The organism is Cryobacterium arcticum (assembly GCF_001679725.1).
Lineage (GTDB): Bacteria > Actinomycetota > Actinomycetes > Actinomycetales > Microbacteriaceae > Cryobacterium > Cryobacterium arcticum_A.
In genome coordinates this window covers 3,498,258-3,510,322 of the sequence record NZ_CP016282.1, presented here as the reverse complement: position 1 = coordinate 3,510,322, position 12,065 = coordinate 3,498,258, and the positions used below count along the sequence as shown (strand labels likewise).

The following is a 12,065-nucleotide window of genomic DNA, read 5'->3' as shown; positions in this document are numbered from 1 at the left end:
CGGCCAGGAGTAGGACGGAACCGGGCTTCCGGTTGCGGGCGAGTGCCGTGCGGTCAGGGCGTGCCCTGCCCCAGGTCCCGCGACGCGCACCGCTGGTGAGCGTCGTGATCCCGAACTACAACTACGGGCATTACCTGGCCACGGCAGTGCAGAGTGTCCTGTCCCAGGCCGGAGTGCGCACCGAGGTGATCATCGTCGACGACGCATCCACCGACGACTCCGTCTCGATCGCCACTCGCTTGGCGAGCTCCGATTCCCGAGTCAGGGTCATCACCCGCTCACTCAACGGTGGACCGGTCGCGACCTTCAACGAGGGACTCGCCGCTGCTACGGGCGAGTACCTGGTTCGGCTGGACGCTGACGATCTGCTCACCCCCGGATCCCTCGGGAGGTCGACCGCCGTTGCGGAGGCGTACCCCGGCGTCGGATTCGTGTACGGGCATCCGGTGCACTTTTCGGGCCCGGTGCCGGTGCGCCATCGGCGCACTGCGGCGTCGTGGACCGTTTGGCCAGGTCGAAACTGGCTTGAGCTGCGCTGTCGGCTCGGAGTGAACTGCATCACCTCGCCTGAAGTGTTGATGCGGATGAGCCTGGTACACGCGGTGGGCGGGCAGCGTGCCCTGGCGCATACCCACGATATGGAAATGTGGTTCCGGCTTGCCTGGCATGCCGATGTCGCCTGGATCAACGGTGCGGACCAGGCCTGGCATCGTGAACACGCCGACAGCCTGTCCGCCCGCGAGGTCGATGTCCTCACTGACCTGCGGGAACGAGCCGCCGCGTTCGATCTGCTCTTCGAACCGCCAGCCGAGGCCGAGGATCGTCCACGGGCCGAATCGCTCCTCCGGACAGCACACACTGCATTGGCCAATGAGGCCGTCGCCCGCGCCGCGCAATCGTATTCCGCCGGCCATGGAAACGAGACACAGACCGAACTGCTCCTCGGTTTTGCGGCTGAGCTCGACGTCCCGCCCGCGTCGATCGAACACCTGCCGGTGTTGCGCCGTGCGCAGAGACTCGGCCACCGGGCGAAGTGGTCGCCGTACCTATTCACCCGCGCGGTCGCGTACCGGGGAACGCGAGAGATCCGCAGCTTGCGCTGGCGGTCGACTGGACTGTGAGGGAATCATGACTGCAGCAGAGAACGCACGTAAAGTGTCCGCCGTCCTGCGCCGGGAGGGCTGGGGAGGTGTCGCCGAACGGTTGGCCAGGCGTGCCTCGAAACGCTGGGGCGGCGACAGCGAGCCGATGTACCTCCAGGCTGCCGACGTCGTGGATTCCGCGACCGTCAGGATCCCACCTGCCCGGACGGCCCGGGCACCGGGCGAGGCTCTCACCGTCGGCTGGGTGCTCACCGCGCCCGGTCCGGCCTCCGGGGGGCACACGACGATTTTCAGGTTCGTCGAGGCCGTTGAAGCCGCTGGGCACCGGTGCATCCTTTATTTATATGACGGCCAGGGCGGATCCGCCCAGCAGTACCAGGAGCTCATCCGGACCTGGTGGCCGCGTGTGCGGGCCGAGGTTCGTGATGTGGGCGCTCTGGGCACCCCGGGCGAGAACGTGGATGCCTTCGTCGCGACAGCGTGGCCGACAGCGCACATTCTGGCCGGCCGCAATGATGTGCCCGGGGTCCGCTTCTACCTTGTACAGGACTTCGAACCCTACTTCTACCCGCGCGGGAGCGCGTACGAACTCGCGGAAGACACCTACCGATTCGGGTTCATTCCCCTGACGGTCGGAAGGATGGTGGCCGCCGAGCTGCAGGACAGGTTCGGCGCCGAGCCGATCGTGGCGGAGTTCGGCTGCGACCGGGAGCGGTATTCGGTGACCGAGCATGCGTCACGGGACGCCGTGATCTTCTACGCCAAACCCGGAACGGCCAGACGCGGTTACGAACTCGGTCTGATGGCGTTGCAGCTCTTCCACCAGGCCAACCCGACGGTCCAGATCCACACCTTCGGGGTGGCAGCGCGACGGTTGCCATTCCCCGCCGTCGTGCACGGGCATATGAGCCCGACCGAACTCAACACGCTATACAACAGGTGTGGAGCCGGGCTCGCGCTGTCGTTTACCAACATCTCCCTCATCGCCTTCGAACTGCTTGCCGCCGGGGTGACACCGGTTGTCAACGACTCCGCCGGCACTCGCGCCGATCTGTCCAACCCACACATCGCCTGGACGCGTCCGACCCCGCGCGCGGTGGCGGAAGCACTGGAGATTGCCCTGGCCAGCCACCGGATCGCGGGCCCCGACGCATTGGCCGCTAGCGTCGCCGAGGTGTCCTGGGCTCCCGCCCAAGCGACGGTGTTGCAGGCCATCGAGGGGGCGTGCAGGAGACCACGAACAAACGCGCCACACACAGCAGGAGGAAGACTATGACGCTCAGAAAGCTCTGGCAGATGCTCACCCGTTGGCGCTGGATCGTCATCCCCGGCGTGCTCGTGGCCATGGTCGGCGGGGTGATCATGGGGGTGATGTCACCCGTGAGCTACAAGGTGCAATCCAGCTACCTCTTCCTCTCACCGGTCCTGGGCGCAGACGGCACCGCCGGCAACCCGTTCCTGCAGCTGGGCAATGGGGTCTCGACAACCGTCGATATCCTCGCGGTGTCCTTGTCTGACGTGATCACGACCGAGCATTACACCGACAACGCGCCGCAACTCACGTACACGACGTTCAGAGACACCTCCCTCTCTGCACCCCTCCTCGCCATCACGGTCGAGGACGTCAGCCGCACGAACGCCTATGCGACACTGGACTCCCTCGGCAAGGATCTAGGTGTGCGCCTCGATGCCCTGCAGGAGAGTGCGGGTGCGCCACGGAACCAGTGGGTCACCGCCACCCAGTTGACGCGCGACCCGAAGGCGGTACTCAACTACGCGGTGCCGATCCGCAACGGTGTCGGAGTGGCACTCGGCCTGCTGCTCCTGACCATCCTCGTGATGGCGCTCGCCGAACGGCGGCGGAGCCACCGCGTGCATCCGCGGGACGGCAACCGGCCAGCGCGCGGGCGTCGGCGGGATTCAACACCGGACACCGAGCCGACCGCAGGGGCAGACCGTGACACGGAGACGGCGTCGGTGCCTGACCTCGACGAGCACGATCTGGTGGACGACTTCATCCTGGTACCGGAACCGTCGGAAGCCCGTCGGCAGAGATGACCGACACCCTGCAGATCGGCCCGTCCGGAAGCGCACCGCCGCAGCAACCGGCGCCGGCGCACGTGGCGTCGAGCCGGATTTCCTATGACCCTATGGTCATTCTGCAGGTCTACGTCATTGTGCTTATCGGCTCGCCCTCGATCTACGTGATCGGGCCGCTCGGTGCCGCCGGAACCCCCGCGACAATCCTGGGGGTACTCTTCCTGCTGTTGTGGCTCATCGGCCTGGTCACCAGGCAAAACCGGCTTCTGCAGGCGACCGCGGTGCACTGGGCGCTGGCCGCGGTGTGCGTCGCCACCGTGCTGGCATTCGTCGCAGGAATGTTGCGCCCGATCACCGCAGCCGAGGTGTCGTCAGCCGTGCGCGGGCTGATCATGCTGGCGTCCTGGGCTGGGGTGATCCTCCTGGTGGCCGATACGATGCGCAGCCGCGCCAGGCTGGCTTCGTTCCTCAGGCTGCTGGTGTTGATGGGCGCCTTGCTTGCCTGCCTGGGCATCGTCCAGTTCATCTGGGGTATCAACTTCATCGAGTTGCTGCACCTGCCTGGCCTGGTGGCGAATGAGTCCGGAGGTTCGCTCTACTCCCGCTCGGGGTTCCCACGAGTGAGCGCGACGGCATTGCACTCGATCGAATTCGCCGCCGTCCTCGGCATCATCCTGCCGTTGGCGGTCTACTTGGCGTTCACCGCCACCAGCCGGCGCGCCTGGCAGTGGACCCAGCTCGGCCTGATCGGAGTCGCGATCCCGCTGACGGTGTCCCGGTCGGGCATGCTGGGCCTGATCATCGGGGTGGTCTTCGCGGTCTGCGTCGCCACCAACCGTCAGCGGCTGTGGATGTTGCTGGTCCTGCCTGTGGTGGCGGTCGCCTTCCGCCTGGCGATGCCAGGACTGCTCGGCACGATCAGAGAACTGTTTCTCGATGCCGGACAGGATCAGTCCATCGACGGCCGGGTGCGTGACTACGAGGCGGTTGAGGCCTTCTTCGTGCAGTCACCGTGGGTCGGCCGGGGACCGTTCACCTTCTTGCCGAGCATGTATCGCACCCTTGACAACCAATTCCTCGGCATCCTGGTGGAGCAGGGCGTAATCGGGCTTATCGCCTTCGTGTGCCTGCTTGGCACGGCCATCACCCTCTGCCTGGTGACCGGACTGCGGGCCAACGACCGACAGCGCAGGCTGCAGGCCTACGCGCTCGCGGCCAGCCTGACCTCGGCCGCCGTGCTCTGCGCCACCTTCGACGTCTTCGGGTTCCCGATGGCGATGGGTGCGCTGTCGTTGGTCCTGGGCGCGGCCGCAGCCGCCTGGCGATTGCGGCACACCCCGGCCGGCCGGCCGGGCCGGCCGGTGCATCGAACCCGTGTGCTTCGCGGGTGGACGAGGGCCGCGCTGGCCGGCGCCCTCGCCCTCTGCCTGGGCGGCGGTAGCATCGCGATCGGCCAGGCGACCGGCGGGTTCGAGGCCCAGGGATCCCTGCTGTTGGGTATTCCAACCGCGACCGGCCAAAACAGGTATGACAGCAAGACTGACGTGCCTGGCATGGGCGACATTGTCGTCTTCATCATGAACAGTGCCCCGGTCGCGGCGGCATTGTCCAACGACGGCGTCGAGGACTACACAGTCGCCACCGGGCAGGGCAGCCTCGAGCGTTACACCGAGGTCATCGGGAACAGCCCGCTGGTGTGGATCAGCACTCGGGCGTCGACGGCGGAAGCCGCCGCCGACCAGTCCCTCCGAGTGTTGCGCGAAATCAAGAATCAGCTGGCGATCTTGCAGAGCGACCGGGGCATCCCCTTCGGTGTACGGGTTCTCGTCAGGGACGATTTCAGCCAACCCGACGTTTTCACACGGCCCGTGTCCCGCGCGCCCGCGGTGGGCGGGCTGCTGCTGCTGCTCGGCCTGGGCGCGCTGCTCGCCGTCGCGATCCTCCGCCGTGTGCCCGCGGCTTCACGGGAGGCGTCGGCGCAGCCTGCCGCGCGCCGCCACCGCATCCCCGAACCGGCTAGACAGTGAGGCCGACAGCATCGGAGTATCGCTCGAGCAAGACCTCGCCGGCCCGATCCCAGGACAGGAAGTCGCGCCGGGCGGTTCCGTGCGTCGACAGCCTCGCCAACCCCTCGGCATCCCCTGCCATAAGAACCAGCTGGGCAGCCAGGGCTGCACGATCCCCGACGGGATGTTCAAGGTAGTCGATGCCGTCGTCGCCGAGCGCGCCGGCGGCCGTGCTGACCAGGGGAACACAACCGCTGGCCTCGGCTTCGAGGGTGACCAGCGCGCTGCCCTCCGTCCAGGTCGGGAGCAGCATCACGTCAGCGCTCCGCAACAGCGCGGACACATCGGTCACGAAGCCCAGGGTCGTCACTGTGGGCAGGGCGAGGAGGTCGGCCAGGGCGGCGGCGTAGTCGGGCTGCAAGGCCCCGGCGATCAGGAACTCGGCGTTCGGGAGGTTCGCGATCAGCCAGGCTTCGAGGGCGACATGCAGGCCTTTGGTCGGGTCACCGCGCCCTACGAACACCGCACGGAATGGTCTCTGCCCGCGGACCGCGGTGCGGGCCGGGAATCGGTCGAGATCGCAGCCGTACCGATGCTGGAGCAGGGACCTCGCGGGAAAACCCTCGGCCAGGAACTCATCCCGTGCGTAGTCGGACGGCACCAACACGGCGCTGGCCGCGGCATACTCCTCGCGTTCCCTGGCCAGGACATCCCTGTTGGACGCGTGCGAATGCGTCGCCGGCAATTCGATGCCGGCGTCGGCCGCTGCGAGCTCGGACTGCCGTATGACGCTGGCTGTGTGCGGATTCGGCGATTCTCGCAGGGCTGGGATGCCCAAAGAGCGGGCGGTGGTCAGCGTGCGCAGGCATCCGCGCGGCCAGGCGTGCACGATGTCGATGTCGGAGCCGTGCCGGGACAACCAATGGGATACCACGGCATCGTGGTAGTCGTAAGCGCGCTGAACGCCGAGGGCACGGTGCGGGACCCTGAGGGCGCCGACGCTCAGCGTGGTGTGCACCGTGACGCCCGGAGGCAGCTCGAGTGCGCCGATCGAGGTGGCGAACAACTCGACTTGCACACCGAGCCGCGCCAATCCCAAAACCTGCTGGCGCGCGGTGAGAGCTATTCCAGGACGATCCAATGAATGCGGAAAACTGTACAGAAGTCTCATGGCCGCTCTCGTCATGTGGAGGTGCAGTGGACACGCGCTTGCAACAGCACGCCAGTGCGGCTGAGCACGACCAGATACTAGCCAATACTCCCGGATTCGGCTTTAGCGAAGTCGCAGGCTATGCTCAAAAACGTGAGTTTTTCTTAGTTTGGCCCCCGATCGGGGGACGGGAAACGCTTGCAATACCCCCCAAATGGGTTACAGTAATTCAGGTTTTGATCACGACGCGGTCGAAATTGGCGCGTCGTAGGTTCCTTGGGCTTGTGATCGGCGCGCCCGATCCAGGAAAGGTTCATCGAACCATGAAGCAAATAGTACGTTCAACCACTCGGGAGCGGTCGCATACGCGTCGCAACTCCCTCGTCGCGGCACTTGCCGCCGCGGTCACGGTCAGTCTCGCGCTGGGATCGACGGCAGCACTTGCCGACACCCCGCGTGCCAGCGTGCCGCAGGCCGTCAACACGGCCACCACCACTGCCGCTACGAGCCTCTTCGCCTCTTCGAAGCCCAGCGTTGCTGCGGCAGCAGACGGCGACGCAGTCGAAGTCGGTGTTGCACTGAAGTCCTCTTCGGCCGGGTCGATCTCGGCCATCCGCTTCTACAAGGGCGCCGGTAACGGGGGCACCCACAAGGGCACCGTGTGGTCCTCGAGCGGTGAGAAGCTCGCCTCGGCGACTTTCTCCAACGAAACCGCAACCGGATGGCAGACCGCCACCCTGGCCGCCCCCGTTGACGTCAAGGCCGGACAGAAGTTCGTTGTGTCCTATCTGGCCCCCCAGGGGCACTACGCCTACTCGTCCGGCTACTTCAAGTCCGCCAAGACCGAGGGTGCGCTCACCGCTGGCACCAACGCCGGCGTGTACAAGTACGGCACCTCGGGCGGATTCCCCAGTAAGACCTACAAGTCGGCCAACTACTTCGTTGACGTCGTCTTCAGCGCAACCGGAGCCACCGCGCCTACGACCCCTGCACCGACGACCCCTGCACCTGCACCTGCACCGACGACTCCGGCACCTGCACCGACGTCTCCGGCACCCAACCCGGCTCCGGCTCCGGCACCGGCTCCCACAACTGCTCCGGCTCCCGCACCTGCTCCCGACCCCGCTCCGGCACCGACCGGATGGCCGGACGCGAGCACGACCGGTGTCCCCGCCGGTGTGTCGCTGAAGCCCTCTGGAAGCATCACGATCACCACACCCGGTGCCGTCGTCGAAGGCCTCGACATCAAGGGCGACGTGTTCATTCGCGCCGCCAACGTCACGCTCAAGAACTCCAAGGTGACCGGTCGAGTTGACACGGGAGACTCAGCGGGCAAGTACCCCGGCACGCTGATCCAGCGCGTCGAGGTCGTCGGCCCGTACAACAGCGCCGCCGACGGCGGCTTCCCCGCCGTGGGCTACACCGACCTCACCTGCGACGGCTGCAACATCCGCGGCTGGGGTAAGGGCGCCGGCCTCGTGGCCAACGTCACCATCAAGAACTCGTGGATCCACGACCTCGTCGTGCACGGCGACCCGGCGAACGGTGGCAGTCACAATGAGGCCATCATCAGCCTCGGTGGCACCAACTTCACCATCACCGGTAACCGCCTCGACGCTGGTTCAGCACCGAACTTCTCGGCTTCACTGGCCCTGTACAGCCAGATGGAGATCATCCGGAACGTCGTTGTCGACCGCAACCTCTTCAACGGTGGCGGATACTGCCTTTACGCCGGCAGCACCAACGGCAACACGGCTACCAACTCGAAGTTCACAAACAACACCTTCGGAACCTCCGTCTTCCCGAAGTGTGGCTCGTACGGCCCCGTGACCTCGTACACCTCCGGTAACGGAAACGCCTGGTCCGGCAACGTCATGTCCAACGGAACGGTCGTCAACGCCGGCTAACCGGCAGACCGACCATTTCAGAGAAGGCGCCCGAAGCTCATGCTTCGGGCGCCTTCTTCGTGCCTGCGCGGCTTCATCATCGCGGGCCGGGAGCGAGGAGTCAGACTCGCGAACTCTCGTCGCGTTCCCACGTGGTGTACCGGGCCCTGGCGGCCAAGACACGAGCCAGAGCCACGATCGTCACGTAGAGGGCAACGTCAACCAGTGCCGTCGGATGCCTGACGAGCAGCGCCACCAGGTCGCGCACTTGGCCGCGCTGACCGGCGGAGAATGTGGGCCGGCCGGCCGAGGCGATGACTTCGGACTGGGTGCGGTATGAGCGCCGCATGATCTTCATCAGGTCCGCCGTTGTGCGAGGGATGCGCACAGCGACCGGCTCTGTCGGCACTATCGTGATCTCGTTGTCTGCAAAGAGAGCATCGATGAAGGTATCGTCCGACACCAGCTCGGGAAACTCGCCGAATCGGGCACGACCGGACTCCGACAGGGCGTAGGCGCCCGCACCCCAGAGGCGGCTGGAGATCGTCGGCAGCTGGGCGCGCACGACGTACCAACGCCTCATCGGCCAGCTCGCGGCGGTCGAGTCGAAATGCACTGGCGGTCGGGCCGCCGGCGTGACGTCGCCTTCGAGTAGGCGTGCAGTGTCCCGCACCGCACGGCACGTCATCACGACGTCGGCATCAAGGTAGATGCGCGGACCAGGTCCCGCGAGCAGATCACCCGCCCTCAGCGCCAGCACTTTCGAGGCCTGATCGAGCTCCACGACCCTCACTCCATTGAACCCGCGGGCGATTGCCGCGGTTCGATCCGTACAGCCGTTGCAGACCACAATGACGCGTATCCGCCCGGCCGGGGCCAGGTCGCCGAGCGCCGCGAGAGTGCGGCCGATCACTGCCTCCTCGTTGTAGGCCGCAATGATGACGTTGGCGACGGGGTCTGGGTCGGCGGGCGACCTGTCGCTATCCGGCTGCAGCCGTCCGTCACCTGCATCGGATTCGACCGGTGCATCGATTGCCAGTGACGAGCGAGCGGGCAATGTGGCTCTGGCGCGAGGGGACATGAGCGCCCGGAGCGCGAGGCGGGCGCCCGGGTTATGTGGCCGAAGCAGTCCGTGCAGCACAGCGACGGCCCAGAACAAGGCCACCGTCAGGCTCCCGGTGGCCGCTCCGCCGTGCCACTTGCGAAAGTACCGGACCTTGTTGACCTGGAGCAGTGCGTCCAAGGCCGGCGAACTGCCGGACCCGCCCCCGGCATGAGTGACCTGCGCAGCGGGACAGAAGCGTATTGACGCTCCCGTCGCCCGAATCCTGCGACAGTAGTCGGTCTCCTCCGAGTAGAGGAAGTAACGCTCCGCATCCCATCCGCCGACGGCCGAAATGAGATGGTTCTGAACCATGAGTGCGGCCCCGGTGGCCCACTGCGCGTCGTGCCCCGCCAGGTAGTCCTTTGGCTGCCGCACCGTTTCAGAAAGCCAGCCAGGGCGTCGGGGCCAGCGATCCCCGAAGAGGGCGTCCCCCAGGGCGCGGCCCAGTGTGGGTTCCCGCCGTAGGGACAGCTGTCGTCGACCGCTCGTGTCCAAGACGACGGGGACAGCCGCCCCATTCGACCGCGACTCGCGCAGGAGGGCGACGATCGAACCCGGCCCGAGCACGAGATCAGGGTTGAGGAAGAGCGTTGCCTCTGCCGCGGGCGCGTGCGCGAGTCCCACATTGAGGCCGCCGGAGTACCCGAGATTTCCACCAGCGTCGATCACGGTGACCCGAGGACGCTGGCCGACGAGGGCGGTAATGCGGCTCGTAGCGGCCTTGTTGTCCACAATCAAGACCGCGTAGCTGAGGTCCGCGGCGGCGGCGGGCAGGGAGTCGAGGAGCCGAGGGATGTCCTCATCGCTGTCATAGGCGACCAGGATGATCGCGCAGTCGAGGACGGGTGTGGGAGAGCCGGCCGAGTCCGAGGCCGTACTCGCAGTATCCGTCACGGTTGTCCGACCCTGTTGGAGACCGCCGAGAGTCCTGGCGTTGTCGCCGTGCCGAAGAACGTCTCGTGCCACACCTCCAGGCTCATGAGCGTCCAGATGCGGCTCTCCTCGTTGAACCGGCCGCTTTCGTGCCGTTCCAGCAGGGCTCGCACCGCCCGGCGGTCGAAGGTCTGCGCGACGAACGAGTCCGTTCCGGTCAGTCTGTCCCACATGGAGTCGCGCAGGTCCGACCGGAACCAATCGCGCAGCGGCACCCGGAAGCCCGCCTTCTTCCGGTCGACGATCTCGGTCGGCAGATAGCGACGGGCCACCTCCTTGAGCACCCACTTGGTCACACCGTGCCTCACCTTCAGCGCCGACGGCAGCCGGAAAGCCAGCTCGACCAGACGATGGTCAAGGAGCGGCGGCCTCAACTCCAGGGAAGCGGCCATGGACATGCGGTCACCGCGTTCAAGTAGGTTGTCCGGCAGCCACCCGTCGAGGTCGGCGAGCAGCATCTGGCGGATGACATCGCCCTCCGGGAGCGCCCTGGTCCGTCTGGTGTCCGGCGGGCCGCCGAGTAGCTCCTGGCGTTCGGAGGAGGTGAATGGCGCGAACCAGGTGCGGTGACGCTCCGAGGGCGTGCCGGCTGCAGCGGCACGGAGCGCGATCCGGGCTCGGGACATCCGATCGGGCAGCCGATGGTCGAGCATGCCGGCGACCCCGGCCCGAATTGGCGCGGGGAGCCGCCCCACCGTGGCCACACTGCGGGCCAGCGCATACTTCGGGTAGCCGGCGAAGAGCTCGTCGCCGCCTTCCCCGGACAGGACCACGCGCACGGATTGCCGTGCGGCCTGGGCCAGCCGGAAGACCGCGATGTCGGCGGGCTCGGACACCGGAGCATCCCGGTGGTAGGTGAGTTCGGACCACAGTGACTCGAAATCAGCGGCCCGAACGAGAACCTCCTGGTGGTCGGTGCCGACGTGCTGACTCACCTGTCGTGCCCAGCGGAACTCGTCGGTGCGGGGGTCGCCGAAGCCGGCCGCGAATGTGCGTACGCGGTGGCCGGGCTGCAACTCGGCGGCCTTGGCCACGATCAGGCTGCTGTCGACCCCGCCGCTGAGGTAGGCGCCGACGGGCACGTCCGCAACCAGTGCGGATTTGACGGCCGTTGTGACGCCCTCGTCGACCGCCGCGACGGCCGATTCCGGCGTCCACTGGCCCGGTGGGTCCTCCGCGGACGGCCACCAGTATCTGGTCACGGTCACGCGACCGTCCCGGGTGACCTCGGCGCGGTGCCCGGCCGGCAGTTTGTTGATCCCGGCGAACAGAGTGTCCGGCGCTGGGACCGACCGGCCGGCAAGGTAGCTGTCCAGACTGGCCGGGTCCACCTCGGGCTGTACACCCATCGCCGGGAAGAGCGCTTTGATCTCAGACCCGAAGACCAGCTGCCCCGGGGTGTGAGCGTAATAGAGGGGGAGTACTCCCAGGCGGTCCCGAACCAGGTGGGTGGTGCCGGTGTCCCGGTCATGCAGGGCGAAGGCAAACTGGCCGACGAGGGAGTCGACGAAACCGATACCGTGTCGGCTCACCCCGGCCAGGATGACCTCGGTGTCTCCATTGGTGTGGAACGGATAGCTCAGATCGGCGCGGAGAGCTCGGTAGTTGAAGATCTCGCCGTTGAAGCTGATCACCCAGCGCCCCGTGGCGCTGGCCATCGGCTGCCGTGAGCCGGCAAGGTCGATGATGGACAGCCTGGTGTGGGCCAGTCCGGTTGAGCCCTGACGCCAGACGCCGTGGTCGTCCGGGCCACGGTGCGCCAGCGTCCGCGCCATCGCCGCAAGGACGCGCGGATCGACGGGAGCGCCGTCGAACCGTTGGATGCCCGCAATGCCACACATG

General features: G+C 66.8%; 8 protein-coding genes. 5 read left to right on the top strand and 3 right to left on the bottom strand.

Annotated features, from left to right (window positions below):
• The first annotated feature begins 95 nt into the window (after nucleotides 1–95).
• From PA27867_RS15955 to PA27867_RS15940, 4 genes are all read left to right on the top strand, one after another.
• Nucleotides 96–1,121, top strand: a complete 1,026-nt coding sequence (locus tag PA27867_RS15955) for a glycosyltransferase family 2 protein (protein ID WP_208857265.1) — start codon at nucleotides 96–98, stop codon at nucleotides 1,119–1,121.
• Between the two features lie 7 nt (nucleotides 1,122–1,128).
• Entirely contained in the window at nucleotides 1,129–2,379 is a 1,251-nt protein-coding gene (locus tag PA27867_RS15950; protein WP_066598003.1) for a hypothetical protein, read from the top strand.
• Nucleotides 2,376–3,161, top strand: coding sequence for a hypothetical protein (locus PA27867_RS15945; RefSeq protein ID WP_066597999.1), 786 nt, complete (start codon nucleotides 2,376–2,378; stop codon nucleotides 3,159–3,161). The genes PA27867_RS15950 and PA27867_RS15945 overlap by 4 nt, the downstream gene beginning before the upstream one ends.
• A gap of 92 nt (nucleotides 3,162–3,253) precedes the next feature.
• Nucleotides 3,254–5,170: an O-antigen ligase family protein gene (locus PA27867_RS15940; RefSeq protein ID WP_167550857.1), complete on the top strand. Its 1,917-nt coding sequence runs from the start codon at nucleotides 3,254–3,256 to the stop codon at nucleotides 5,168–5,170.
• Here PA27867_RS15940 and PA27867_RS15935 read toward each other — a convergent pair.
• Nucleotides 5,160–6,227, bottom strand: a complete 1,068-nt coding sequence (locus PA27867_RS15935; protein ID WP_167550856.1) for a glycosyltransferase family 4 protein — start codon at nucleotides 6,225–6,227, stop codon at nucleotides 5,160–5,162. The two genes, PA27867_RS15940 and PA27867_RS15935, sit on opposite strands and share 11 nt — an antisense overlap.
• Before the next feature lie 395 nt (nucleotides 6,228–6,622).
• Here PA27867_RS15935 and PA27867_RS20795 point away from each other — a divergent pair, with 395 nt between their 5' ends.
• Complete coding sequence (locus tag PA27867_RS20795; protein ID WP_167550855.1) at nucleotides 6,623–8,206, top strand: DUF4082 domain-containing protein; 1,584 nt, start codon at nucleotides 6,623–6,625, stop codon at nucleotides 8,204–8,206.
• A gap of 100 nt (nucleotides 8,207–8,306) precedes the next feature.
• Here PA27867_RS20795 and PA27867_RS20335 read toward each other — a convergent pair whose 3' ends face one another.
• Entirely contained in the window at nucleotides 8,307–10,184 is a 1,878-nt protein-coding gene (locus PA27867_RS20335; protein WP_167550854.1) for a glycosyltransferase family 2 protein, read from the bottom strand.
• A complete protein-coding gene (gene asnB, locus PA27867_RS15920; RefSeq protein WP_066597987.1) occupies nucleotides 10,181–12,064 on the bottom strand; it encodes an asparagine synthase (glutamine-hydrolyzing) in 1,884 nt (627 codons plus the stop codon). The genes PA27867_RS20335 and asnB overlap by 4 nt, the downstream gene beginning before the upstream one ends.
• Nucleotide 12,065 lies beyond the last annotated feature (1 nt).

What these genes read in the sequence shown, in the direction of transcription:
- PA27867_RS15950 (WP_066598003.1), top strand. Translation starts at nt 1,129, where the DNA reads ATGACTGCAGCAGAGAACGCACGTAAAGTGTCCGCCGTCCTGCGCCGG.
- PA27867_RS15945 (WP_066597999.1), top strand. Translation starts at nt 2,376, where the DNA reads ATGACGCTCAGAAAGCTCTGGCAGATGCTCACCCGTTGGCGCTGGATC.
- PA27867_RS15940 (WP_167550857.1), top strand. Translation starts at nt 3,254, where the DNA reads ATGGTCATTCTGCAGGTCTACGTCATTGTGCTTATCGGCTCGCCCTCG.
- PA27867_RS20795 (WP_167550855.1), top strand. Translation starts at nt 6,623, where the DNA reads ATGAAGCAAATAGTACGTTCAACCACTCGGGAGCGGTCGCATACGCGT.
- asnB (WP_066597987.1), bottom strand. Translation starts at nt 12,064, where the DNA reads ATGTGTGGCATTGCGGGCATCCAACGGTTCGACGGCGCTCCCGTCGAT.